The following is a 25,291-nucleotide window of genomic DNA, read 5'->3' on the forward strand; positions in this document are numbered from 1 at the left end:
TGGCCTGTAGCGACGTTTTTTTATAAACAAATTTCATATTTGTAGTTTTTGTTTATATGTTTGTTCTACAAATACGAAAATTGATAGATAATGAAAGGAACACAATTAGGAGAATTTGAAGAGCTAGTCCTATTGATTGTAGGTGTGCTCTTTCCCGAAGCCTATGGCCTAAGTATTCGTGAAGAGATTATCTCGCAGACTAAAAGAAAAGTAGCTATTGGTGCGGTACATTCATCGCTAAGTCGGCTTCAAGAAAAGGGTTTTTTGAAATCAGAACTCGCGGAAGCTACCCATGAAAGAGGAGGTCGAAGAAAACGTCTTTTTACCATCACCGCCAATGGTAAACGAGCGCTAGAACGAAACCATGAGTTGCGCAATGAGCTATTTAATCAAATTCCAAAGATCGCATTAAAAGGACTCAACTTCGGTGGCATCTAGTAAACTATACCACCCTCCAAAATTCGCTGATTGGATTCTGAGGCGAGTCTGTAAAGGTAACCTGCTTGAGGAAATTGAGGGTGACTTATTCGAGCACTATCAAGTGCTGCGACAAGATTATCCAAAATGGAGGTCCAATGTCCTCTATTGGTTCCATATAATACATTTTTTAAGACCCTTTGCTTTAAAAAGGGTCGCTCAAATATCTAACAACACAATGATGTTCAAAAACTATTTAACAATCGCCCTGAGAAACTTTAAAAAGTATTCTCTCTATTCGTTCCTCAACCTTTCTGGTCTAGTGGTGGGGATCACTTCTTGCCTACTTATTTTTCTTTATGTCAGACAGGAATACAATGTAGATAGGAATTTTCCTAATGCTGAAAATATCTACAGAGTCGTTACCGACATGAAATTGGGAGACAGAGAGATTCACACTCCTACTGCTCCTGTAGTATTAGCGGAGCATATGATAAAAACTGTGCCTGAGGTAGAAAATGCAGCTCGTCTGATGCTTGGTCAATTTAATACGGTGGTCGACCTAGAAGAAAAGCAGATGCGGGTTTTTAATGTGACCTATGCTACCAGTGAATTACTCGATCTATTTTCCTTCTCTTTTGTGTCAGGAAATCCAGAAGGTGCTTTAGACGAACCCAAGACAATGGTCATGTCTGAAACTATGTCTGAACACCTTTTCCCAGGAGAAGATGCCTTTGGGAAAATAGTTACTTATAACAGTGCTGACTTTATCGTAAAAGGGGTTTACAAAGACATGAGTGATAACGCACATTTCAAGTTTGATCTCATTATGTCTCATGCTTACCAGACAAGTAGATATGATTATGGATGGAACAACCTTAATTCCTATACCTATTTGAAGCTAAAGCCTGGAACAGACCCACTGCAAATAGAGTCAAAATTAAATGCAGCCCTCGAAACGCATATGAAGCCCCTGATGGAAGGTTGGTTTCAGGTACCTGCCGATGAGATCAATTCTGAGGGTAACCACGCACGATTTTATCTTCAACCTCTGGTTGATATTCACTTAAAATCTAACCTGCCCCGAGAGTTTCAGGCCAATGGAAGTATCGAAAATGTAAGAACAATCTCACTGATTGGCATCATCATTTTGCTTATCGCAAGCATCAACTTTATTAACCTTAGTACCGCGCGTGCAGCGCTCAGAGCAAAAGAAGTAGGTGTTAGAAAGGTGATGGGCTCAGAACGCCGACAGCTTGTTACACAATTCTTGTTTGAATCAAGTCTCTACAGCTTTGTTGCATTTGTGCTTTCTGGTCTGCTGGCCTTTGTCACATTACCATACTTTAACCATTTAGCAGGTACCGATATGACGTTTAGCCTGGGAGGTACGACACCACTCTGGCTTGTCATGCTAATAGGTGCCCTGGTAATCGGCATAGTCGCGGGTTTTTACCCAGCCATTGTTCTTTCTTCATTTAATCCTGTCAAGAGTTTAAAAGGACAAGAAGTTAGAAGCGGTGGTAAAGCTTGGTTAAGAAGTGGGCTCGTTATTTTACAGTTCTCCGTTTCAACGTTTCTGGCCATCTGTACCATTGTGATCAACAATCAATTGGATTACGTTTTGGACAAATCATTAGGTTTTGAACAGGATGATTTGATCATTTTAGAGGTTATGGATTTAAATCGGTACGACCGAGGAGAAACTGCCATAATAAATGAGCTAGAATCAAGTCCAAATATCATTAGCTATAGCCGAACAGACTACATTCCAATTAATGGTTCCAGAGGGGAATATTATGTCGACAAGATTGACGAACAAGGAGAAATACAAACGGTGAATGCGCAAAGCTGGCCAATTAATGAAGCTTACATTCCTACCATGGGCATGGAAGTCATCAGAGGAAGAAATTATGAAAATGAACTGGCTTCGGATAGCAACGCAGTGATCATTAATCAAAGTATGGCCCAGGCCTTACAAATGGAAGACCCAATTGGTCAAAGCTTACAATGGAAGGTCAACGGTAAAGTATATAATATGAGTGTGGTGGGGGTTGTGAAGGATTTCCATTACGGTTCTATGAAAGAGACCATCAAGCCACTCATGTTCTATAAAGGTTATGATCCATGGACCTTATCAGTAAAATTTTCTGGAAGCCCTTCTGAAGCCTTGTCAACATTGGAAGGCATATGGAGCGACCACTCTGGAGGGCAACCATTTATAGCACGACTAGCCAGCGAGGATTATAGAATGCTATATCAAAAAGAGGGTCAACTGAAAGGGTTAGTCAATGCCTTCTCTACATTAGCAGTTCTCGTGGCCATTTTAGGACTAGTTGGTTTGGCATCTTTCATGGCGGAGCAACGCCAAAAAGAAATGGGTATTAGAAAGGTACTCGGAGCTAAGTCCATTCAGCTTTTTAGAAAAATGATTGCAGGTTTTACGGTATTAGTCGGCATAGCCTGTTTAATCGCTATACCTGTGGCAAATTGGGTAAGTAGCCAATGGTTAAGTGATTATGCGTATCGCATAGAAATAAGCCCAATGATCTATGTCATGGCTTGCTTGATAATGCTAGTGCTGTCTTGGATAACGGTAAGCTTTCAATCGCTCAAAGTAGCAAATACTAACCCAATAGATAATTTAAGAACGGAATAGACTGAACCTTAGTGGCATATAATCAACTATATCACCCGCCCAAATTCGCCGATTGGTTTCTGAGGCAAGTCTGTAAAGGCAACCTGCTTGAGGAAATTGAAGGGGACTTATTTGAGCACTATCAAGTCATTCGGGAAATGCATCCAAAATGGCGGGCAGATTTAGCCTATTGGTTTCATATGGTCAATTTTCTGAGACCCTTTGCGCTGAAAAAAATCGGTCAAAACTCATCAACAATTATTATGTACAGAAGCTATTTTAAATTCACCCTACGTCACATGTGGCGTAAAAAATTAAGTACAAGCTTTAACCTAATTGGCTTAGTGTTGGCCTTTATGGTTTGCGGTTTTATTTACCTGCATTTACAGCAAGAATTGTCTTTTGACAAGTTTCATGCAAACTCAGAAGACATGTATCGAGTGGCATGGATGAATGATAATCCTCAAACACGAACGCCGCATCCTTTGGCCCAGGCAATGGTCAATGACCTGCCAGAGGTTGAATCCGCGGTAAGTCTTTCTCCGATCTATGGTGCTGGTCTCACCAAACAGTCAGTTACACTAACACTGGAAAAGGAGAATATCAGCTTTGCTGAGCCCAATGGTTACTTTGTTGACAGCACCTTCTTCGATGTTTTTGATTTTAAATTTCTAGAAGGAAACCCTGAAACTGCCTTGAAAAGTCCGTTCGGGGTGCTGCTATCAAAGTCCACAGCCAAACGCTATTTCGGTGATAAACCTGCTGTGGGGAGCAGGCTATCTTTTGACGTCAATACCGATATGTTGGAAGTTGTCGGTGTGGTAGAAGATGCGCCAAAGACGTCCCATTTTCATTACAATTTCCTTATCTCATATGTGACATTAAAATCACTCAATTTCAACGATCCTTGGATGTCTTGGGATGATTTTGGACACTTTAACTATGTAAAACTTAAAGCAGGTTCTGATCCAAAAGCCTTGGAAAACAAGATTCCTACATGGGTTCAAAATTATTTAGATTGGTCTGATGAAGGTATCGAGTCACTAATCGCTGGAGAATATAAATTCGAATTACAGCCTATTGAAGATATTCATCTGCACTCCAATATTCGATGGGAATTGGAGTCAAATTCGAGCTTCTCCTACTTAATTATTTATGGCGTATCTGGACTATTTATCTTATTGATTTCAATTATAAATTTTGTCAATCTCAGTACGGCCAGATCTGCAGAAAGGCTCAAGGAAGTCGGTGTAAAAAAGACATTAGGGGCTTACCGAGGCCAATTGCTATCTCAGTTTGTTTTCGAATCACTGTTCTCATCATTACTTGCTTTGGCCATGGGCATATTTGCCATGTATGCGCTCCAAGATGCTTTTAACCAACTTGTTAATGGCCAAATCTTAGCCCAAGACATTTGGGAAACCAATTCCCTATTATTCATGCTTGGCGTTACGGTGATCACGGCAATTTTTGCGGCAGCCTACCCCGCCATCTATTTGAATGCATTGCATCCTGGTCAAATTTTGAAAGGAACTACTCAGAAGAAAATTGGTGGTGCTTTTGTGAGAAATACACTACTATCCGTACAACTGATTGCGGCCATTCTGATGGTCACAGGAAGTCTTATCATCAATGGACAGATCTCATTTTTGAAAAATAAAGATCTTGGATTTCAGCAAGATAATCTGATGGTTGTTGAACTTAGTAACTACGTCAATAAGTCCGAATTAATTAAAGAAGCATTCAGTAAACTTTCAGGTATAGCGTCAGTAGCGACCGTTTCTAACGTTCCAGGAGGGCAGTTCAATCAGCACAGTATTTATGCCGAAAAAGACCCTTCTGTAAGAACTGATGCAGCGGAGGCTTTTATAGATGATGATGCACTTTCGGTTTTGGGCATAGAACTTCTAGAAGGTCGAATGTTGGACGAAACTATTGCCTCAGACTCCTCTGGAACATCCTTTCTGATCAACGAAACCGCTGCGAAACAACTGAATTTATCGGATCCTGTGGGAGAAACCCTTTTCTGGGAAGACAATGAGAATCTGGTAAAGGGCCGAATTGTTGGGCTAGTGAAAGACTTTCATTATAAATCTTTACATGTCCCGATCAGGCCGATCATCATGATGGTTCAACCTCGTCGTTTGAATTACTTAATCGCTCAGGCCGATACCAAAGCCTTATCAACGTTGATTCCACAAATGGAGCAAACTTTTGGAGAGATTTATCCAGAAGATGATTTCAGGCTGACCTTCTTAGATGAGCAAATCGCCGAACTCTATAAAGAAGAGTCTAGAACGCTCTTACTCACTTCAATTCTTTCCGGTATTTCGATTTTTTTAGCAATCGCTGGATTAGTTGGCATTGTGTCGATAGCGATTAAGCAACGCGTCAAGGAGATCGGCATACGAAAAATCCTAGGGGCATCAGTGAAGGAAATTCTCATGTTGATCAACGGTCGATATGTCATCATCACACTGATGGCCTTAGCACTTGCACTTCCAGTATCTTATCTATCGATGAATAGCTGGATGGAAAATTTTACTTATCAGCATGCCATAAACCCAATGGTATACTTGCTTACAGGCATGTGTGCATTGGTATTGATATTTATAACGATTAGTGCAATCTCACTAAGAACAGTAAGGAGCAATCCTGCTGACGCGCTAAGAATCGAATAGGGTAATATCTCAAACATATCAAACCCCAAGGTTTGCTGATCCCCTGTTAAATCGGTGCCATAGATCCCCTGCTCTAGTGTTATTCTAAAATTTTTAATCGCAGTGTAATGATTTCAATTTGAGATCGTCTACACTGCGATGTATTAAAACTACATTTAGGAATTTTTAATTTGACTTTCAATTATTAAAAACTACATTTAGGAATTAAATCTTATTTGTATGAAGAAATATCAGCTAGGAGAGTTTGAAGAACTGGTTCTTCTTACGGTGGGTGTACTTTACGGAGAGGCTTATGGTGTGGCCATAAAAGAAGAAATAGAGCAGCGCCATAACCGTAAAGTCTCCGTGGGAGCATTGCAATCTGCTTTGCGCCGAATGGAGGATAAGGGTTTTCTAGAGTCTGAATTTGGAGAAGCCACTAAGGCACGTGGCGGTAAAAGAAAACGCTATTTCAAAATCACGGCACACGGTAAAAATGCGCTAGATCATAATATTCAGACGAGGCTAGAATTATGGAATCAGATCCCAGATGTAGCCTTTCAATTTAAATTATGCTAAAAAAGTTTGGTCAAAAACTTATCCGCTTTTACTGCCACCCCGATTATCAAGAAGATATTATCGGGGATTTGGAAGAGTATTTCGAGGTTCACAGCCAAGAAAGAGGGTTTCAGTATGCAAATCGAAAATTCTTTTGGGACGCACTATTGCTCTTCAGACTCTCACTACTCAAGGACAAGTGGTTTTCACAACAACTAATCAACATTCCAATGGTCAAAAACATATTTAAAACAGCATTTCGAGTATTCTGGAGAGAAAAGGGGTATTCCCTGATGAACATTTTTGGGCTTACCGTAGGCATAGCAGCCAGTATGCTCTTATTACTATATGTCGAATCAGAAAAATCAGTTAACCAATTCCATCGAGATATTGATAATATTTTTCAAGTCATGGAGCATCAAACTTACCCGAACAGTGTGCGGACTTTTGATGATAATCCAGGGCCTTTAGTCACAGTTTTTAGTGATGAAATGCCCGAGGTAGAATATATGGCTGCTTTTACAAGGTCTCAGGAAATTCTGCTCAGCATAGACGATAAAGGCTATAAGGAGACCGGAATGTGGGCGAGTGAAGATTTCTTCGAAATATTCGATGTTGATTTCATCGAAGGTCAAAAGGAAAACTCGTTGACCGACCCATCGATGGTTTATATTTCAAGAAGTGTCAAGGAAAGAATTTTTGGATCGGAAACCGCCCTTACAAAAACGATAAATTTTGATGGCTGGGGTGATTATCAAGTTGCAGGTGTATTTGAAGATGTCCCTAGTGCTACGACTATCGATTTCGATTTTATTCTACCATACCAAGTCTGGCGAGAAGTATTTACATGGGTGGAGTCATGGGACAATAGTGGCGTAAAAGGTCTTGCAAAACTTTCTCCAGGAACGGACGTCGATGCTTTTAACCAAAAGATTGCTGGATATATAAATGAAAAGATTCCAGGCCGAGATCACAACGTAACCATATTCTTACAACCGCTCAAGGACAGGTATCTTTATAACAATTTCGAAAACGGCTTTATTTCAGGCGGCCGAATTACTTACGCTAAACTACTTACGGCAGTAGCCTATTTTATCTTACTCATCGCCATCATCAACTTTGTAAATCTGGCCACGGCTAGATCTACTAAACGGGCCAAGGAAGTAGGCGTAAAGAAGATAGTTGGTTCTACAAGAGGGTTACTTCGGGCTCAATTTATGACGGAGTCTTTATTGTTAGCCCTAATTTCCACGGCTTTGGCAGGGCTGATTATCATGAGTGTGATTACACCGCTGAATATGCTAGTCGGGAAGAGTATGAGCTTCTCCGTTTCATCCATAGATCAAATGTCAAAGCTTTTGATTATTGGGCTGGGTGTTGGGCTATTGGCGGGCATATACCCAGCTCTTATCCTTTCAAGCTTTAAGCCCCTAAGCGTGGTAAAAGGGTCTTTTAAGTCTTCCGGTTGGTCTAATGGTATTCGTAAAGGCTTAGTCGTATTTCAATTCACTATTTCAACGCTACTGATTATTTCAACGCTAGTAGTTCGAAACCAGATGGACTACATTAAGAGTAAGAATTTGGGTTATAATAAAGAGCACTTGGTGACGATTCCTGTTGAAGGAGCACTTCGCGATCAAGTAGTTCAAGCGCAATTCAAGTCCACAGTGCTTTCAAATAGCAATTTCAAAAATGTAAGCTTTTCTGGAGGAACACCCCTCAGCTTTTTCTCTTCGACCGATGCAGGCTTTTCTTGGGAAGGAAAAGTAGGAGAACTTAGTAATAAATTCCGCATCATCAATACTGATGTTGACTTCTTCGATACCTATGGAATTGAGATTGTAAAAGGAAGGGGTTTTGACCCAGAACTAGCCACAGATACTCTGAATTATATTATCAATGAGCAAGCGGCTGAAGCAATGAATGTGGAAGACCCTATTTTGCTGCCAGTTTCCCTATGGGGTAGCCCAGGTCGCATTATAGGCGTCGTAAAAGACTTTCATTATAGTTCTTTACATGAAAAAATAGGGCCTATGGTAATGCCTTATCGACCAAACTACCCAACGGATCTTACGATTAAAATGACGGGCCAAAATGTGGTAGAGAGTATAGCCTATTTAGAAAAAGTAATGGCTGACATTAACCCAAGCTATCCGTTTGAATACAGTTTTGTCGATGTAGAATACGAGCAACTCTATCAAAACGAAGCTACAATTGGCACTTTGGCTAATTACTTCTCAGCCATCGCTATTTTTATTTCCCTGCTTGGACTGTTCGGCCTGTCCAGTTTTTCAGCTGATCAGCGAAGTAAAGAGATTGGGATTAGAAAGGTCCTTGGCGCAAGAGTATCTGATATTACCTTTCAGATATCTAAAGGCTTTTTAGTCTTGGTGGGTGTCGGCTTTGTGCTTGCTGCTCCACTTGGTTATGGTTTCATGAATAATTGGCTCCAGACTTTCGAGTATAGGACGCAAATTGGAGTCACTGTTTTTATCCTTTCCGCCTTTATTTCAATGTTTATAACACTTTTAGCGGTTAGCTACCATGCGCTCAAAGCAGCTTACACCAATCCAATTCAAAGTTTAAGGTCTGAATAGAGTAGCGTGCAGAAAGGGATTCAACATATCGCGTCAGAGATAATAAGTCAGGTGAAATCACTAGAAATCGATCTATGCTAAAAAAAGTTGGTCAAAAGCTTATCGGTTTCTACTGTCATCCAGATTATCAAGAAGATATCATCGGCGATTTAGAAGAATACTATGAACTCCATAGTAAGGAGAGAGGAATTCGCTATGCCAATAGAAAGTTCTTTTTGGATGCGCTATTACTCTTCAGGCTCTCTCTTCTCAGAGATAAATGGTTTAGTCAACAATTAATCAATATACCCATGGTCAAAAACATTTTTAAAACAGCATTTCGTGTATTCTGGAAACAAAGGGGATATGCTGCACTCAACATTTTAGGGCTCACTATTGGCATAACAGCCAGTATGCTTTTGTTACTTTTTGTTCAATCGGAAAGATCCATAAATCAGTTCCATACCGATATAGATAACATCTATCAAGTGATGGAACACCAGACTTACTCTGGCTATAGTTACACTTACGAGTCGAACCCGGGCCCTTTAAGCGACCATTTCAAACAAGATATGGCCGAGGTAGAATACATGGCCGCGTTTACTTGGGTAGAAGAGCGCCTGTTTAGAATAAATGGTCAAAGTTATAAAGAGGGAGGTCGCATGGCGAGCGAAGACTTTTTCAAAATTTTTGATGTCAAATTCATCGAAGGGGTAAAAGAAGGTTCGCTAACAGACCCAACGAAGCTTTACCTTTCTAGAAGTACCAAAGAACGAATTTTTGGAGACGAACCAGCCTTGGCAAAAACGCTACAAGTCGATGGATGGGGAGAGTATCAAGTGGCAGGTGTTTTCGAAGATGTTCCGGAAGAAACCACCATCAACTTTAACTTTATAATGCCATATGAACCATGGAAAGCCCGTAATGATTGGCTCCTGGACTGGAGTAACAATGGAATTAGAGGGATTGCCAAATTACAGGCTGGCGTTGATTTCGAGGCCTTCAATAAGAAAATCGAGAACTATGTGTCAGAGAAACAAGATGGTGAGGAGTCGGTAGTAACACTCTTTGTACAACCCTTTGGCGATCGGTATTTATACAATAATTATGAAGATGGAAAGCTAGCAGGCGGGAGGATAAGTTATGTTCGGTTACTCACAGTAGTTGCATTTTTTATCTTGATGATTGCAGCCATTAATTTCATGAATTTAGCCACGGCCAGGTCTACAAAGCGTGCGAAAGAAGTTGGGATTAAAAAGGTCGTTGGTTCATCTAAATTTTATCTATTGCTCCAGTTTATGGCCGAATCCATACTTCTGGCGACGGTTTCAACGATTATTGCGGGCCTATTAATCATGTTGGTTTTACCACCGCTTAATACGCTCGTAGATAGATCGATGACTTTCTCATTTACCCAACTAAATCATGTTGGACTGCTACTAAGCATTGGAGTCGGTATCGGGTTTTTATCAGGTCTATATCCATCATTTGTATTATCAGGATTTAATGCCCTAAGTGTGTTAAAAGGCACATTTAAAACTTCTGGTTGGTCAAATGGACTCAGAAAGGGGCTGGTAGTTTTTCAGTTTGTTATTTCTACCATTCTGATTATTTCTACCCTGGTGATTCATAATCAAATGACCTTTATTAGAAATAAGAACCTGGGTTATAATAAAGAAAACGTCGTCTATTTTAGCGTGGAGGGAGCGCTTTCGGATTTAAATACACGAGAAATGCTCAAACAGAGAATTCTTGATAATCCGAACTTTTTATCGGCAACTTATTCAAATGGATCTCCATTAAGTGTTGGTTCATCAACATCAGGTGGGTTTTCTTGGGAAGGCAAGGTCGATCAAAACCAAACCAATTTTTATATCATTCGAGCGGGTCACGATTTTGTGGAAACTTATGGTCTAGATGTTATCCAAGGCAGGTCGTTTGACAAAGCCTTGTCCACCGACACTATGAACGTGCTGATCAATGAGCAAACAGCAAAATTGATGAATGTGGAAGACCCACTGGGCGTACCCATCACTTTTTGGAACCGTACGGGTAGAGTCGTCGGTATCGTAAAAGACTTTCACTTTAGTTCGTTGCATCAAAGCATAGAACCGCTTGTTATAGGCCTAAGGCCTGAAGATAGCCAAGTATTTAGTGTAAAAATGACAGGCCAAAATGTGAAAGAGAACGTAGCATTTTTGGAAAAGACGGTAAAAGAAATCAATCCAAATTACCCGTTTGAGTATAGCTTTTTGGACGAAAGTTTCGAACGATTATACAGAAGCGAAAACACGATTGGTACCCTAGCCGATTACTTCTCATTAATTGCCATATTCATTTCGCTATTGGGGCTTTTCGGTTTGGCTAGTTTTGCTGCTGAACAGCGCATCAAAGAAATTGGTGTGAGAAAAGTGCTCGGTGCAAGTATTGGAAACCTTTTGATGCTCATGACCAAAGGCTTTATGGTGCTGGTCGGTTTGGGTTTTCTCATTGCCGCGCCAATCGGATACTATTTCATGGATAACTGGTTGAATGCTTTTGAATATAGAGTGGATATAGGGCCTTCAGTTTTCATCATAGCGGGCTTGGCATCTCTCATCATTACGGTGTTAACTGTAAGCTATCACTCTTTGAAGGCGGTTCATGCTAATCCTGTAAACAGCCTTAAATACGAGTAAAACGAAAATAAAATAGATATCAAGGCCTCAAGTATTCATTGCTTGGGGCCTTTTTATTAAGCTTGATTCACAACCTCAAAATATTCTTTGAAACCGACTGGTCTCTGGCTAATATCAACCATTTCTGGGCTGCCAGAAGCCACAATTTTACCTCCTTCTATGAAGTAGACTATGTCTGAGCGGCCCGCGCATAATGTGTTGTGAGTTATCTGTAATACAGGCATATTTTCCTTCAGTTGGTCTAAAATCGATAAGATGCGCTCGACATTTTCCTGGTCTAAAGAACTGGTCACCTCATCTAATAGAAGAACCAAAGGGTCATCGATTAAAGCCCTCAATAAGCCGAGAATCTTTTTTTGTCCACCTGATAATTGTACGCCATTTTCACCTAATTGCGTATCGATCCCCAAGGGGAGGTCTTTTAGAAAATTTTCCAGACCGTAATTTTTGATAAGGCTTTGGACTTTTACTCTATGCCGTTTGTTTGATGTTCCTAGAGAATTCAGGTCAATATTTTCCCATAGGCTCGCGTTAAATACCTTAATTTCTTGCGGTACTACACCAATTCGCTTCCGCCAGTCTACTGGGTTTTTAAATACACTGTGATCATTGAAGAGTACACGACCAGAAAGAGGTTTATAAAGGGTGCTAATGACATGCAGTAAGGTCGATTTACCGCTCCCACTTGGCCCAAATAGAGTCGTGATTTTTCCTTGTTCAACTTGCAATGAGATATTGTTTAATAACTCGATTTGGCCTGGAAATGAAAAAGATAAATCCTGAATTGACAGTATGTTTTTCTCTGCCATTTCTATCGAGGAGGTTTGAGTAGATTCCTCAGTTTTTTGAGTCAGCAACTCGTCCATTCGCTCAAAGGCTATTTTGCCCTCCTCAAAATCTACATAAGTAAAAGCCAAGCTTGCTATATGACCGGAAGTGATGGAAGTTATCGATACGATGGCCAGCATATTGCCAATTTCTAAGGTGCCTGACATCACTTTGAGTGAGGAAATCGCAATGATAGCGACAGTGGTTAAAACTGTAAATAACTGTATCCATAAACCAAATCGGATTGTTGCTTTGTCTGCTGTAAACACCTTCGAGCGAAATGCACGATAAAGATTCATGGCGTTTAGACTTAATTTGGACTCTAAATGCTTGCGTTTTAATTCGTCTACACCTGAAATGGTATCCACAAAATTGGCATTGTTTTCCGCATGATAGACCATTGCCTCTTTTTGGGCTTCAATAACGGCTTTCCTCAAATAGATAATGAGACCAAAAATGAGTATCGAGCAAATCAAGTTAATAACTCCTAAATACGGTTCATAACTGAATAGTAGCACAAAAGCCACCACCACAGTAAATATGCTAATCAGCCCATCTTCGATCCATTTAGTCGTGTTTTCTTCTATGCCCTCGGTGTCCTCCAATCGAGTAATCAGGTCTCCCATTTTTTTGCTATCGAAGAAGCGTTTTGGTTGAAAAAGCAGTTGGCTAAAGAAATTGCTGAGTAAGTCGGTATTAAAGTCCCTACTAAAACTAGCCATACGGTGGTTTCTTACATAAGTCAAAAAGGTAGAAAGTACCAATATGAGCGACCAAATAACAAGGCCAGCAATGATAAGGTTTCTATCGCCTGAAGGAAGTAAGTTATCAACGAGTTTTTCGGTAAAAACTGCCGTTGCAAAAAGTAGGATAGCATGGATAATACCTAGAACCAGGATGTTAGTGAGCCTTTTTTGATGGGGTTTGATTAAAGGAATTAACCAGCTGAGCCCATGGGAGGCTTTTTTTTGCGGTAGTTGTAAATCCCCTGAATACTTAATGTTGAGTGCTATTCCTGAAGTCCATAGTGATTGAAACTCTACATCCGTTAATCGCTGAATGCCATCGTCAGGGTCTGCAATGAGCCAGGTTTCACCGATTTTACCTAAGCAAAGAACAAAATGATTTAGGTTGCTGTGTTTTATGATATGAAGTATAAAACTCCCACGCATACTTGCGAGTTCGGCATATGAGAGTCTTATGGAAGCCGCCTGAAAGCCGAGTTCATTTGCAGCTTGTTCGAGCCCTAAAAGGGAGGTGCCCTCTTTGGTAGTACCGCTTATTAACTTCAATTGTTCCATCGAGGACTTATAGCCTAAGTACCTTACCAAAGTATACAAGCACGCAACACCACAATCTTTTTGATCGTGCTGGCGCACTAAAGCTTTCTTTAAAAGGACTTCTTTTCTCAATTTTCGACGCTAACAAGTAAGCCGATGACTGTAAAATCACAGGCGCTATTTTGTAATAGATAAAGAAGTAGGTCGAAAGAACGATACTCGAGGACCGGGTATCTATGGCGAGGATTCTCGCGATGTTATACCGTTCTCATGGATGCTATTGAACGGTTGTAGAGGCTACTAGCAAAAGTTTCTACACTTGACAAGAATACGGTAATACCTTTTCGATAATGGGTTTAACCTTCTTCGGCGTCTGTGTAATCGGCTGCATCGATCACCCCCGATGATCTGACTTGATTCAGTTTTTTTAAGCGCTGTCATATCAATTCTGTTTAGTTAAATACTCGAAATACAGCATCAACTTAATGAATAATTTTAGCAAAAAGGTAGCCTTTTGGTGAACGACAATTTTCTAGGAATGAACCGCTAAAATCGGCAAACCAAAATTCAGATAGCCACGCCCCGATTGATAAAATGTCAGGTAATCTCTACATCGGTCATCTCATCATAAAGAATGTAAATTTGCTAAATTGATATATTTATGCTAAATAAATATAGCTAAATCAAAAATAGACCATGAAATACCCGATCTGCCCACGCTGTAAATCAGAAAATGCTTCAAAAAGCGGTGTTATTAATGGTAGACAGCGTTTTAAATGTAAGCAATGTAGCTATTACTTTACGGTGGCCAAGCTTGGAAAACAGATTGATAGCTATCTTGTGGTTAAGGCATTACAGCTATATATAGAGGGTGTAAGTTATCGAGAGATCGAGCGGATTTTAGGAGTGAGCCATGTTTCGGTCATGAACTGGGTCAAAAAATACAACGTAAAACCACCGTTGAGCGCTGATTATCGCCCTACTTATAAAGTATTGAATCACAATGAATTAAATAATATGGTGACTTCTCCAGATTTTTTGAAAGGTGCAGGTATGATCTTAACAGAACTGGGGGATAAGTATATGATGATTAAATGGGAGCGCTTCAGAGAATAGTATAGTCTTAGCAAAAATATACACCTGTTTGGGTAGTTCGCGTAGAAATCATTGAAATTTCAAAAGGCCTAAAAGTAATTTTTTTGAATAGAGTCTTTTATTAATTCAATTTTTTTTAATCATGAAGCGCACTAATTTTTTGGTACTTATTGTACTGTTGCTGCTTGGGTCGAAGACTATTTATGCTCAACTCGACAATAGTTATAAGCCTTTGACACTTCACCTCGACGAAAGCGGTCAGAAGTATATCAGATTTATCTCTTGGCATCAGATTTGGCTCGAAAACCAGAACCTAAGTAGCCAAAGCGATCAAGGAGCTACCTTTCGAGTAAGACGTTCTCGTTTTCTCGCTTATGCTCAAATTTCACCTCGATTTCTAATTGTCACACATTTCGGTTTAAACTCGTTGACCGGAGCCAATATGGACCCCATAGGGGATGGTAGAGCCAGTGATGCCCCTCAATTATTTTTACATGGGGCATGGAATGAATTTCGTGTGACTAAGGATGAAAAACTCTACATTGGAGCGGGTTTGCATTACTGGAATGGCCTTTCACGCTTAACCAGCGGGAGTACACTGAACTTTATGACCTTAGATAATTATCGTCAAGCTTGGGCACAACTAGGGCTAAGCGATCAGTTTGCACGTCATTTGGGAGTTTACGCCAAAGGCCGACTTGGCAAACTCAGGTATACGTTGGCTTTGAACAACCCAATTTCAAATGCCCTAAGTTCTAATGATCTGAATCAACTGGCCGAAGGCAGTATTACTTACTCGGGCCGAAGAGTACTGGGTAAGGATGCTGGTACCGTTTTTACCGGTTATTTCGATTATCAGTTCAAGGATCAAGAGTCTAATAAATTGCCTTACCGCGTAGGAAGTTACTTAGGTAAGAAAACTGTCCTCAACATCGGGGCGGGCTTCTTTAGTCACGCTAACGGAACAGTTCTTATTGAAAATGGTGCTCCGTTGGGTCAAGATGTTCAGCATTTTTCAGCAGATGTATTCTACGACGCCCCTGTATCGGCTGGTAGTGGTGCAATAAACTTTTATGGTGCCTTTCATCAATTCGATTATGGCGATAATTATGCGCTGGGTACTACTTATGGAACGGGTAGTTCTATTTACGGCCAAGTAGGCTATGTGCTGCCTTTTGAATTTGCAGAGGGCCAAAGATTGATGCCCTATTTAGCTTACAGCAGCAGAGATTTTGAAGCTTTTGCCGAATCAGGCAATCGATTGCAGATTGGAGCGAACTGGTTTATCAACGGCCACAATGCTAAGATATCTGTTGAGTATATCTCTACACTTTCGAATTATACTGGAGCAAAACCTGATCGAGTGAATGGTCTTGTATTTCAAACTCACATTTTCCTTTAAATCAACCTATTATGTCTAAAGATTTGAAAAAATATTGGAAGAAGAACCTCAGTTATTTGGCCATTCTATTGTCCATCTGGTTCTTGGTTTCTTACGGGCTGGGAATACTTTTCGCAGACGCCCTGAACGCCTATTCCATTGGCGGTTTCCCCCTTGGTTTCTGGTTTGCCCAGCAAGGTTCAATTTACTTTTTCGTGGCTCTGATTTTTGTGTATGTCTACCTCATGAACCGCCTCGACCACAAATTTGATGTAGACGAAAAATAATTTAAAACAGAGAAATTATGGATGCACAGGTATGGACATACATTATGGTGGGAGTTACTTTTCTCATCTATATAGGCGTAGCCGTTTGGGCTAAGGCCGGATCTACAAAAGAATTTTATGTAGCAGGTGGAGGTATTAATCCAATTGCCAACGGCATGGCAACCGCGGCCGATTGGATGTCTGCCGCTTCATTTCTTTCCATGGCGGGAATTATATCCTTTATGGGCTATGGAGGCGCTCAGTATTTAATGGGTTGGACTGGTGGTTATGTATTGCTTGCCCTTCTTTTGGCACCTTATCTACGCAAGTTTGGCAAGTTTACGGTGCCTGATTTTATAGGTGATCGTTACTATTCAAAAAGTGCTAGAATTGTGGCGCTTGTTTGTGCACTTTTCGTGTCGTTTACTTACGTGGTAGGTCAAATGAAAGGTGTTGGCGTAGCCTTCTCTCGATTTTTCAATGTGAGTTATGATACTGGTGTAATCATAGGCATCGGGATCGTATTTTTCTATGCTGTTTTGGGAGGAATGAAAGGGATAACCTATACCCAGGTGGTACAATTTTGCGTCTTAATCTTCGCATTTACAGTTCCAGCCATCTTTATTTCATTCCAAATGACAGGAAACCCAATCCCGCAACTTGGTTTTGGTGGTCAGGTAAAAGATGGCACGTATTTACTACAAAAACTGAACGAGCTATCGGTCGATCTGGGCTTTGCAGAGTATACCAAAGTCAATCAGGGCAACCTGACGAATATGTTCTTCATTACTGCGGCGCTCATGTTCGGAACAGCGGGTCTGCCCCACGTAATTGTTCGCTTTTTCACAGTACCGAAAGTTCGAGATGCTAGGATTTCAGCAGGTTGGGCCTTGGCCTTTATCGCTATTCTGTACACTACAGCGCCAGCAGTAGCTGCATTTGCTAAAATCAATCTGATTAACACCGTTTCGGAACAGCCATACAGTGATGTGCCAGAGTGGTTCACTAACTGGGAAGAAACAGGTTTATTGGTATTCGATGATAAAAATGCGGATGGTAAAATCCAATATGTGGCGGATGCGGAAGCCAATGAATTAAAAATCGATAATGATATCATTGTATTGGCAAACCCTGAAATTGCTAAACTTCCAGCTTGGGTTGTTGGCCTAGTCGTTGCGGGTGGTTTAGCAGCAGCACTTTCCACAGCAGCAGGCCTGTTATTGGTTATTTCTTCGTCTATTTCACATGATTTATTGAAGAAATCACTTCGACCAAATATTTCTGAAAAAGGAGAGCTGAGAGCAGCCAGAATTAGTATTGCTGTGGCGGTCGTAGCGGCAGGGCTTGCAGGGTTAAACCCTCCAGGGTTTGTGGCACAGGTAGTGGCATTGGCATTTGGATTGGCGGCATCATCATTTTTTCCAGCAATTATCCTCGGTATTTTCGATAAGAAAATGAATAAAGAAGGAGCAGTGGCTGGGATGGTTGTCGGCATCCTGTTTACGGCCATCTATATATTCTACTTTAAACCGCAACTGGGAGGGCCGGGTACACCAGATGGTTATTGGTTTGGTATTTCTCCAGAAGGAATCGGTACGCTAGGCATGCTCATCAACTTTGTGGTGGCGGTTACGGTGTCTAGATTTACCAAACCTACCCCGAATCACATCAAGGAACTGGTAGAGAATATTCGGTTCCCACGAGGGGCAGGAGAAGCTTCCTCGCATTAATTGAATGATGATTCAGCATTGAAATAGCCTCTGATATTTTTAAATTGGATATCATGAATAGAAAGCAAAAAACCGGATTAGTACTCTCATTTGTTCTCTTCTTGTTGCTTTTAAACAAGCCCTTAATCGCCATTCCCAACGCGATTAAGGGTGGCTTACCCAATGTGATGATTTACTTGCTGATCGTTTGGTTAGTGATCATTATCACCATGATTATCTTTTCCCTAAAGAGCAGTAAGACAGATGATTAGTGGATGGGTAATCATACTGATTTCGGCCTTGTATTTGGCCTTACTTTTCTTTGTTGCCGATCGGGTAGACAGAGATAAAATTCCAGCTAGATTTAAAGTTGGCAACCGATGGATTTATGCCCTAGCTATTCCAGTTTATTGTACTGCTTGGACCTACTATGGAAGTGTAGGAAAAGCGGTTAATGATGGTTGGGAATTCCTTACTATCTATCTCGGCCCGATTTTGACGTTACCAATTTGGTGGTTCGTAGTACGCAAAATCATCCGGATTTGCGAAGTCCAAAGAATATCAACCCTTGCGGATTTCATTTCTACAAGATTCGACAAGAGCATGACGCTCAGTATCATGACTAGTTCGTTGATTGTCGTGGGCATTATCCCTTACATTTCCATTCAGCTTAAGTCAATTTCAAATGCCTACGAGTTCTTGGTGCAGCAAGAGGTATCGGAAATTTCGCGTGGCTTTATCTGGAACGATGCTGCCCTTTACTTGTCCATCTTGCTGGGTGTTTTTATCGTCTTTTTTGTCTTTAAGTCTATTGAAACGACCGATAAGCACAAGGGAATGATGACAGCCATTGCGCTGGATTCAATTGTAAAGCTTGTGGCATTTATGGCCGTAGGCATCTTTGTAACCTTTTATCTTTTTGATGGCTTTAGAGATGTATTTTCAAAAGCTGATGCTGACTATTTATCGACCTTATCTACAATAGATAATAATTCCGGATATGAGTGGTTCTTTTTGCTATTGCTCTCCATGTCGGCCATCCTTTTGCTACCAAGACAGTTTCAGGTGATGGTGGCTGAAAACCAGAAAGAAGGGCATTTGAAATCAGCCATGTGGCTTTTCCCCATTTACCTTTTATTGATCAATATTTTTGTAGTGCCGATTGCCATCGGTGGATTAAACCTACTGCCCGCGGGAACCAACCCCGATACTTTCGTTTTAGCCTTACCACTTTTAACAGGCCAAGAAGGCTTGGCCCTGCTCACTTTTGTGGGTGGATTTTCTGCGGCTACTGGCATGATCATCGTATCGACGATCTCTCTCAGCTTAATGCTGAGTAATAATGTGATAGTGCCTATTCTGGTCAAAAGAGTAAGAAGCGACATCTCTTCTAGGTTACCGATCTTGGCAAGGCGGGGAGCGGTATTTATTATCTTTCTGCTCGCCTATCTCTATTACCGTTACATCGCAGATGCATTTCCACTGGTATCCATCGGCTTAATATCATTTGCCGCTATGATCCAATTCGCGCCTACAGTGCTTAGCGCCCTTTACTGGAAAGACGCGAATAAGAAGGGTGTCATTTGGGGTCTTTCGGCAGGCTTTATCCTTTGGGCGTATACCTTAGTTATCCCCACAGCCGTTCAAGTGGGCTTAATGCCAGAAAGCTTGTTGACCGAAGGTCCTTTAGGTATTAATTGGCTTAAGCCAGAGGCCCTTTTTGGTTTGTCCATGTCATCTATTGCGCATGGTACATTTTGGAGTTTACTGTTTAACGTCATCTTCTTTTTCATAGGTACGCTAGTAGGCAAGCAGGCAGCGAGTGAACGCAATTTGGCCGAATTATATGTGAATATTTTCAAGAAGGGGGCCAAAGGCAGACAAGATATAGTTTGGAAGGGCGAACTGGAGCTCCATGATTTAATGCGCGTTTGCGAAAACCTTTTGGGCAAACATCGAATGGATCAGGCGTTGGCCGACTACAAGACCGTTTACGGGCCAAATGTCAATGAGTCGGGCCAAGTTACATCTGAATTTGTGGCATATAACGAACGTTTACTCACCGGGGCGGTAGGTGCTGCTTCTGCCAGACTGCTTATAGCATCTATTTCAAGAGAAGAGGAAATCGTCTTGAAAGATGTCATGGGTATGCTCAAAGAAACCACAGAAACAGTCAGACTGAACAAAGAGCTGCGTCTAAAATCTCAAGAATTAGAACGCAAAACCTTCGCCCTACAAAAAGCCAATAGTCGCTTGCTGAATATGGATAAGGAAAAGGATGACTTCATCAGTACGGTTACTCACGAGTTAAGAACCCCACTGACTTCAATCAAAGCCTTTGTAGAAATCCTTCAGGACAACCCCGATTTAGATTCAAATGATAAACACCGGTTCTTCCAAACCATCGATGATGAGATAGAAAGAATGACCCGACTGATCAATCAAGTGCTGGACATGGAAAAACTCGATTCTGGTGCTACCACGATCGTGAAAAAGCAGGTAATACCGCATCAGATTGTAGAAGATTCGTTAGCCAGTATGCAACACCTGCTGAAGACAAAGAATATTGAACTCTTAAAAGACTTTCCACAAACCACCAGAGAAACGATCATAAATGGTGATACCGATCGGTTAAAGCAGGTGTTTATAAACCTCTTTTCGAACGCTGTGAAATATTCGAAAGAAGAAGGGGCAAAAATAGAAGTCAAGAGTGAATTCAATGGGAATGAATTAGTCATTGCTATCAAGGATAATGGCAAAGGAATTCATCCAGAAAATATAGATCGAATTTTCGAAAAGTTCTTTCAAGCAAGAGATCAGACGAGCAAAAAGCCTAAAGGCTCGGGTCTTGGATTATCGATAACGAAAAAAATTGTAGAATTACATGACGGGGATATTTTCGTAGAAAGTACCTGGCAAGAAGGATCCATTTTTACCGTCAAATTCCCAATATCAGGTACAAAAAGTAAAAAAGAGCCGGTGTTATGAAGAAGGTCTTAATAGTAGATGATGAACCGAATATTTTGATTTCGTTGGAGTTCCTGCTTCGAAAATCGAACTATGAGGTATTCGTAGCCAGAGATGGAGCTGAGGCTATAGAAATTCTTCAACTACAAAAACCTGATTTTACTATTCTGGATGTAATGATGCCCAATGTGGACGGATACGAGGTGTGTCAGTTTATTAAAAACAGTCCAGCTTTTAAACACATTAAGGTCGTTTTTTTAAGTGCTAAATCGAAAGAGGAGGATATTCAAAAAGGGTACGATTTAGGGGCAGATTTATACCTAACAAAACCGTTTTCTACCAGAACATTGGTGAAGCAAATAGAAGCAATACAGTAGACAAAAGATTTTTATTATAAACATTCCGCCATGAGCAACAAGATTCAAACCCTGTCAGGATATTTTCATGAATACCAAAAAAGTGTACTTGACCCAGAAACCTTTTGGGCTAGAATAGGCGAATCCTTTTATTGGAGAAAGCAATGGGATGAAACTGTCTCTTGGGATTTTGAAAAACCAGATGTTAAATGGTTTGTCAATGGAAAACTGAATATCACCGAAAACATCTTTGAAAGATATTTACACACAAAAGGCGATACACCGGCCATTATTTGGGAACCGAATGACCCAAATGAAGCCAATAGAATAGTCACATATCGTGAGTTGTTCGAAATGACCAACCAATTCTGCAATGCGCTTAAAGCACAGGGCATAGAGAAGGGCGATCGTGTGATTATCTACATGCCAATGGTACCAGAAGCAGCGGTGGCCATGCTGGCGTGTGCACGTTTAGGCGCTATTCACTCTGTGGTGTTTGCAGGATTTTCATCTTCTGCCTTAGCGGACAGAATAAATGACTGCGAAGCAAAAATGGTCTTGACATCAGACGGTAATTACCGAGGCGCAAAGCAAATTCCTGTAAAAGCAGTGGTAGATGAAGCCGTTGAAAGTACGCCGAGTATCGAAAAAGTGATCGTGCTGAATAGAACAGGTGAAGAAGTGACCATGAAGGAAGGGCGAGACATTTGGTGGCATGATGCGATTGCTAATCAATCCACCGATTTTGCCGCCACTGAAATGGATTCTGAAGACTTGCTTTTTATTCTTTACACCTCAGGATCTACCGGAAAACCAAAAGGCGTGGTACATACCACAGGAGGCTATATGGTGTATGCAGAATACTCCTTTTCAAATGTTTTCCAGTACACACCAGGCGATATTTATTGGTGTACGGCAGATATCGGCTGGATTACCGGCCACTCCTATATAGTTTATGGGCCTTTATTAGCCGGGGGCACCACGCTAATGTTCGAAGGCGTGCCTACTTTCCCGCATGCGGGAAGATTTTGGGAAATTGTCGACAAGTATAAAGTCAATCAATTCTACACCGCCCCTACGGCTATTCGCGCCCTTCAAGTACACGGCTTGGAACCAATTCAGCCTTATTCATTGAATTCCCTGAAGGTGATCGGTTCGGTAGGTGAACCAATTAACGAGGAGGCTTGGCACTGGTACCACGATCATATTGGGAAGGGAAATTGTCCTTTGGTCGATACTTGGTGGCAAACTGAAACAGGAGGTATTATGATTTCTGCGTTGGCGGGAATTACTCCGAACAAACCAGCGCATGCGTCACTACCATTACCGGGTATTCAACCCATAATAGTCGATGCTGAAGGCAACGAATTAAAAGGCAATAATGTGGAAGGGAATCTCTGCATAAAATTCCCTTGGCCTTCTATGATCAGAACTACTTATGGCGATCATGAAAAGTGTAAAAACGTTTATTTCTCCGCCTACAAAAACATGTATTTTACCGGTGACGGTGCCAAAAGAGATCACGATGGATATTTGAGAATTTTAGGGCGGGTAGATGATGTAATTAATGTTTCTGGACATAGAATGGGAACAGCGGAGGTTGAAAATGCCATCAACGAGCATCCTAAAGTGGTAGAATCTGCTGTTGTCGGTTACCCTCACGATGTGAAAGGCCAAGGTATTTACGCCTATGTGATTTGCGATATGACGGGAAGAACCGAAGACAGTCTAAAAGCCGAAATCAAAGACACAGTGAGAAAGATTATCGGGCCGATCGCTAAGCCAGATATGGTGCAAATTGTACCAGGGTTGCCTAAAACTAGATCTGGAAAAATTATGAGAAGGATTCTTAGAAAAGTGGCAAGTAAAGATATCTCCAATTTAGGAGACACATCTACGCTATTGAATCCAGAAGTGGTAGATGATATAATTAAAGGCGCTGGATTATAAGCGCCTTTAATTATTGAGAACTTTCTTTTTTAAAGGCGAGGGTAGCTACTCTACCTCCTGAGCCAGAAGCCCAAGCGGATTTTCCTGTTTTTGAAACAGAAACAGCATAATATTGACCTTCCATCGGTGTATAAGCATTATCGCCGGTGCGGTAAAAGTCACAGCTTTCACGACCCACTGCCAGCACTAAATCTTTATCGAAAATAGCAACGCCCGACCGATAACCACCCGGGTTCATCCCGGCCATCATTGGAAACCAGCTGGCCCCTCCATCGGTGGTATACGCTGCGTTAATTCTCGTCAGTGAATCACCACGATAATCTCCACCGACCATTAAACCTTCTAGGTCGTTCTTAAAGTCAATCGAGAAAATGCCTTGTGTAGATTCGCCAGACTGAAGTGGCGTGATCGTTTTATTCCAAGTTTCACCTTTATCAGAAGAATAGAAAAGACTCGCTTCCTCTCCACCGAGGCCAATGTAAACATGGCTATCGCCATTTACCCGAAGACAGGTACCGCTGGCGGCAAAACCACCCTGACCATCTTTTGCCTGAGGCCTTTGCGTAAAGGGTAATTCATTCCAAGTTTCTCCGCCATCGGATGTTTTTAGAATCAACAATCTACCATCAATCGCATCACCAAAAGCAATCCCTTCTTGGTCATTCCAGAAATCCATGGCATCATAAAAAGTGCCTTCAGCATCACTGAAATATTTTCTTTCCCAAGTGGTACCCCCATCAACGGTTTTATAGATCAGGGCAGGTAAACCAGCGCTTAAAACGATGGCAGTATTCTCATCAAAACCCTCTACGTCTCGAAAGTCAATTTTTTCATTATCTGGAATGCTTACATTTTCCCAAGTAGTACCACCGTCAATTGTTTTTAAAACTGTACCACCGCTTCCACTTGCCCAAGCTACCTGATCGGAGACGGCAGAAACACCGCGCAAACTTGCTGTGCTGCCCGTGGTTTGAGGTACCCAAATAGGTTCAGGAAGGCTTGTTTTGGCTTCTTCCGTCTCCTTCGGAGATCCACAGCCAAATAAAAGGACTACTAATGCTAAGCCTAGAAACTGTCTCATTCTGAATCGGCAGCTGGTTTCAAGGAAGGTTTGTCAGCAGAATTATAGACACTTTCCGGAAGTTCGTCGAAGACCATGATATTAGAAAGTTGGGCCATTTCTCTTTCGCCCGAAAGCATAATATTCCCCATTTTCTGATAGTCTTTCCACGGGTTCGTAAAGCGTGGCTCTTCGGCATCGGTGGTCGGATAGTACGCCCATTGAGTCACCAATCTTGATTCCTTATCAACCCATACGTAATACATATTTTGAGGTGTTCGTCCCACGCCTTCAAAGGTCAAGTTCAGTTTGTCGGCCATTCTGCCATCCTCCGTCGCCTCTTCACCAGCATAAGTTAGCGTCACGCCAGAATCCTTCAGTTTGTAAGGCATCACCAGCCAGTAGGAGTCATTAATCCAAATACTCTTACCTCTATTCACCATGGTCTGTAGCGAATCGCCTTGGAGGGTTAACTCGGTGCCATCTTGAAATATTTTTCCTGTGTCGTCATTGATGTTCAGCAGGTAAGTGCTTGTGCCCATATCAATTCTCACATCGCCAGTCCATTTATCCCAAATGAGTTCACGCCGTCCAAAGAAGTTCCAGCAAATATGACGTGTATTATCCCAGGCTTCTCGGCCGCCCATGGCTTCCATAACCTCATCGGCAATGGCCATAGCTTTAGCATCTGAGCCAGCTAAATTGAAGCCTTCTGCAGGTGGGTTTCCGTAAGGTTCATTCGTGTTTTCGGCTTGAGGATTACAAGCGGCAAAACCGATAATGATTGCCGAGAAAAGAATAGCTAGATACTTGGTTTTCATAGGATCAAATTTTGTGTGAAGTTAGGGAGTTCCTACTTACGGTTCAATCCA

General features: G+C 41.4%; 17 protein-coding genes. 14 read left to right on the forward strand and 3 right to left on the reverse strand.

The features are described 5' to 3' along the window. Positions 1–90: 90 nt before the first annotated feature. The 6 genes from BFP71_RS05765 (at position 91) to BFP71_RS05790 (ending at position 11,527) form a co-directional block, all read left to right on the forward strand. Entirely contained in the window at positions 91–438 is a 348-nt protein-coding gene (locus BFP71_RS05765; protein ID WP_069834475.1) for a PadR family transcriptional regulator, read from the forward strand. Then, complete coding sequence (locus BFP71_RS05770) at positions 428–3,076, forward strand: ABC transporter permease (protein ID WP_141719690.1); 2,649 nt, start codon at positions 428–430, stop codon at positions 3,074–3,076. Before BFP71_RS05765 ends, BFP71_RS05770 begins: the two co-directional genes overlap by 11 nt. Positions 3,077–3,087: 11 nt before the next feature. Next, positions 3,088–5,736 carry an ABC transporter permease gene (locus BFP71_RS05775; protein ID WP_069834477.1) on the forward strand — a complete coding sequence of 883 codons (2,649 nt, stop codon included), beginning with the start codon at positions 3,088–3,090 and terminating at the stop codon, positions 5,734–5,736. 219 nt (positions 5,737–5,955) lie between these two features. After that, the gene (locus BFP71_RS05780) at positions 5,956–6,294 is read left to right on the forward strand and encodes a PadR family transcriptional regulator (RefSeq protein ID WP_069834478.1); all 339 of its coding nucleotides are present in this window, start codon (positions 5,956–5,958) and stop codon (positions 6,292–6,294) included. After that, positions 6,288–8,870: an ABC transporter permease gene (locus tag BFP71_RS05785; RefSeq protein ID WP_088124890.1), complete on the forward strand. Its 2,583-nt coding sequence runs from the start codon at positions 6,288–6,290 to the stop codon at positions 8,868–8,870. The genes BFP71_RS05780 and BFP71_RS05785 overlap by 7 nt, the downstream gene beginning before the upstream one ends. A 74-nt stretch (positions 8,871–8,944) precedes the next feature. Continuing rightward, on the forward strand, positions 8,945–11,527 hold the full coding sequence (locus tag BFP71_RS05790) for an ABC transporter permease (RefSeq protein ID WP_088124891.1): 2,583 nt from the start codon (positions 8,945–8,947) through the stop codon (positions 11,525–11,527). Between the two features lie 56 nt (positions 11,528–11,583). On the opposite strand, the gene BFP71_RS05795 is transcribed toward BFP71_RS05790, so the two are convergent. Next, positions 11,584–13,767, reverse strand: coding sequence for a peptidase domain-containing ABC transporter (locus tag BFP71_RS05795; protein ID WP_088124892.1), 2,184 nt, complete (start codon positions 13,765–13,767; stop codon positions 11,584–11,586). A gap of 564 nt (positions 13,768–14,331) precedes the next feature. Here BFP71_RS05795 and BFP71_RS05800 point away from each other — a divergent pair. The 8 genes from BFP71_RS05800 (at position 14,332) to acs (ending at position 23,359) form a co-directional block, all read left to right on the forward strand. Continuing rightward, positions 14,332–14,751, forward strand: a complete 420-nt coding sequence (locus BFP71_RS05800; protein ID WP_069834480.1) for an IS1/IS1595 family N-terminal zinc-binding domain-containing protein — start codon at positions 14,332–14,334, stop codon at positions 14,749–14,751. Between the two features lie 121 nt (positions 14,752–14,872). Then, complete coding sequence (locus BFP71_RS05805) at positions 14,873–16,132, forward strand: hypothetical protein (protein WP_069834481.1); 1,260 nt, start codon at positions 14,873–14,875, stop codon at positions 16,130–16,132. Positions 16,133–16,143: 11 nt separating this feature from the next. Then, positions 16,144–16,398, forward strand: coding sequence for a DUF4212 domain-containing protein (locus BFP71_RS05810; protein ID WP_069834482.1), 255 nt, complete (start codon positions 16,144–16,146; stop codon positions 16,396–16,398). A gap of 17 nt (positions 16,399–16,415) precedes the next feature. Then, complete coding sequence (locus BFP71_RS05815; protein WP_069834483.1) at positions 16,416–18,107, forward strand: sodium:solute symporter family protein; 1,692 nt, start codon at positions 16,416–16,418, stop codon at positions 18,105–18,107. A gap of 53 nt (positions 18,108–18,160) precedes the next feature. Beyond that, positions 18,161–18,358, forward strand: coding sequence for a hypothetical protein (locus tag BFP71_RS05820; protein ID WP_069834484.1), 198 nt, complete (start codon positions 18,161–18,163; stop codon positions 18,356–18,358). Next, positions 18,351–21,074, forward strand: a complete 2,724-nt coding sequence (locus BFP71_RS05825) for a sensor histidine kinase (RefSeq protein ID WP_088124893.1) — start codon at positions 18,351–18,353, stop codon at positions 21,072–21,074. The genes BFP71_RS05820 and BFP71_RS05825 overlap by 8 nt, the downstream gene beginning before the upstream one ends. Beyond that, a complete protein-coding gene (locus tag BFP71_RS05830; protein WP_069834485.1) occupies positions 21,071–21,430 on the forward strand; it encodes a response regulator transcription factor in 360 nt (119 codons plus the stop codon). Before BFP71_RS05825 ends, BFP71_RS05830 begins: the two co-directional genes overlap by 4 nt. A 30-nt stretch (positions 21,431–21,460) precedes the next feature. Then, complete coding sequence (gene acs, locus BFP71_RS05835; protein ID WP_069834486.1) at positions 21,461–23,359, forward strand: acetate--CoA ligase; 1,899 nt, start codon at positions 21,461–21,463, stop codon at positions 23,357–23,359. A 10-nt stretch (positions 23,360–23,369) separates the two neighbouring features. Here acs and BFP71_RS05840 read toward each other — a convergent pair whose 3' ends face one another. Together BFP71_RS05840 and BFP71_RS05845 are read right to left on the reverse strand one after the other, a co-directional pair. Beyond that, positions 23,370–24,440, reverse strand: a complete 1,071-nt coding sequence (locus BFP71_RS05840) for a WD40/YVTN/BNR-like repeat-containing protein (RefSeq protein WP_069834487.1) — start codon at positions 24,438–24,440, stop codon at positions 23,370–23,372. Then, on the reverse strand, positions 24,437–25,240 hold the full coding sequence (locus tag BFP71_RS05845) for a DUF6503 family protein (protein WP_069834488.1): 804 nt from the start codon (positions 25,238–25,240) through the stop codon (positions 24,437–24,439). Before BFP71_RS05845 ends, BFP71_RS05840 begins: the two co-directional genes overlap by 4 nt. Positions 25,241–25,291 lie beyond the last annotated feature (51 nt).

The sequence above is a fragment of the Roseivirga misakiensis genome (assembly GCF_001747105.1).
GTDB lineage: Bacteria > Bacteroidota > Bacteroidia > Cytophagales > Cyclobacteriaceae > Roseivirga > Roseivirga misakiensis.

Bases quoted from the DNA above. Each gene is read 5' to 3' on its own strand.
- BFP71_RS05765 (WP_069834475.1), top strand. From the start codon at position 91: ATGAAAGGAACACAATTAGGAGAATTTGAAGAGCTAGTCCTATTGATT.
- BFP71_RS05780 (WP_069834478.1), top strand. From the start codon at position 5,956: ATGAAGAAATATCAGCTAGGAGAGTTTGAAGAACTGGTTCTTCTTACG.
- BFP71_RS05785 (WP_088124890.1), top strand. From the start codon at position 6,288: ATGCTAAAAAAGTTTGGTCAAAAACTTATCCGCTTTTACTGCCACCCC.
- BFP71_RS05790 (WP_088124891.1), top strand. From the start codon at position 8,945: ATGCTAAAAAAAGTTGGTCAAAAGCTTATCGGTTTCTACTGTCATCCA.
- BFP71_RS05800 (WP_069834480.1), top strand. From the start codon at position 14,332: ATGAAATACCCGATCTGCCCACGCTGTAAATCAGAAAATGCTTCAAAA.
- BFP71_RS05805 (WP_069834481.1), top strand. From the start codon at position 14,873: ATGAAGCGCACTAATTTTTTGGTACTTATTGTACTGTTGCTGCTTGGG.
- BFP71_RS05810 (WP_069834482.1), top strand. From the start codon at position 16,144: ATGTCTAAAGATTTGAAAAAATATTGGAAGAAGAACCTCAGTTATTTG.
- BFP71_RS05815 (WP_069834483.1), top strand. From the start codon at position 16,416: ATGGATGCACAGGTATGGACATACATTATGGTGGGAGTTACTTTTCTC.
- BFP71_RS05820 (WP_069834484.1), top strand. From the start codon at position 18,161: ATGAATAGAAAGCAAAAAACCGGATTAGTACTCTCATTTGTTCTCTTC.
- BFP71_RS05825 (WP_088124893.1), top strand. From the start codon at position 18,351: ATGATTAGTGGATGGGTAATCATACTGATTTCGGCCTTGTATTTGGCC.
- BFP71_RS05830 (WP_069834485.1), top strand. From the start codon at position 21,071: ATGAAGAAGGTCTTAATAGTAGATGATGAACCGAATATTTTGATTTCG.
- acs (WP_069834486.1), top strand. From the start codon at position 21,461: ATGAGCAACAAGATTCAAACCCTGTCAGGATATTTTCATGAATACCAA.
- BFP71_RS05840 (WP_069834487.1), bottom strand. From the start codon at position 24,440: ATGAGACAGTTTCTAGGCTTAGCATTAGTAGTCCTTTTATTTGGCTGT.
- BFP71_RS05845 (WP_069834488.1), bottom strand. From the start codon at position 25,240: ATGAAAACCAAGTATCTAGCTATTCTTTTCTCGGCAATCATTATCGGT.